Source organism: Roseibium sp. RKSG952 (assembly GCF_009711355.1).
In genome coordinates this window covers 1-1,008 of sequence record NZ_SMMF01000440.1, presented here as the reverse complement: position 1 = coordinate 1,008, position 1,008 = coordinate 1, and the positions used below count along the sequence as shown (strand labels likewise).

The 1,008-nt window shown below is 58.9% G+C and carries 1 protein-coding gene; it reads right to left on the bottom strand.

Annotated elements, in window-relative coordinates:
* Window positions 1-228: 228 nt before the first annotated feature.
* Window positions 229-1,008 (bottom strand): vanadium-dependent haloperoxidase (locus tag E1297_RS48930; RefSeq protein ID WP_196223111.1); only part of this gene is annotated, 780 nt, incomplete at its 5' end.

Here is a 1,008-nt window from a genome sequence, read left to right as displayed (position 1 = left end):
GACGGACCGCAAAGCTCTGGAAGTCAAGGCGTAGGCATCCGGATTTGGGTCATGATCCGGGTGTTCAGCATCACAGCTGCAACGGCCATTTGACCGGCAGATAGCAACAAAAAAGCTCCCGCCAGCCTTTACGCTGGCGGGCGTTTTTGTTTCCAGCCGAAGACCCGGACACCATAAAAAAACCGGCCGGATAAATCCGGCCGGGATAGTTTGTTGGGGGCTGCCGCCTTATGCGATGGCGTCGTCGCCGAAGAATGGACGGTCTTCGTCGGTTGCGGTGCCGTCGATAAAGGCCTGAGCCTGATCGTAGGCCGACGAACCGATTTCCTCGCCGAGTTCGCGTCCGTAAAGGTCGCCTTCCTCGAAGTGGATGCCGCCATATTCACGGGAGATCCCGGCTTCGTCCGCAGCTTCCGAGAAGGTTGCCCACTCAAGCGTGACAGCCGTATCCGGAACACCGTTTTCGAACACGGATGCATCCGCGTTGAAGGTGACCGATGCTCCGAACTCGTCGGACCCGGTGAACTGTTCCAGAACTTCGGCGCCAGCCGCTGAGAAGGTCGAGTGACCCGACACATACTCTGCGAAGGGCGGGGACGGGTTGCCGTTCGGCAACTGGTAGGTCACGAAGTTCTCGGCCAGAATGGTCTGGGTCCCGAGGCCGTTGCCATCTTCATCGAACCCGGCAAAGGCCTCGATGACATAGCCGGTCTCGCCGGTGACTTCGTCAACCCCTTCCTCGCCGATCAGGCCGAGCTCGCCGAGGTCGCGGATCACACGGACAGGACGAGCGTAGTCATATTCGACCTTGGCCTGCCAGGTGGCAATGCCTGCATCCATTTCCGCGTTACTCATCGCGAAGAACAGCTGTGCGTCTTCATCAAGAGTGTTTTCATCACGCGCCGACACATATTGTGCGAAGGTCATGAAGGTGCCCGGAGGGAATGCGGTGCCGCCACCATCTTCCCAGAATTCGGCAATCACCTTTTCCTCGTCGGTCAGGTTCGC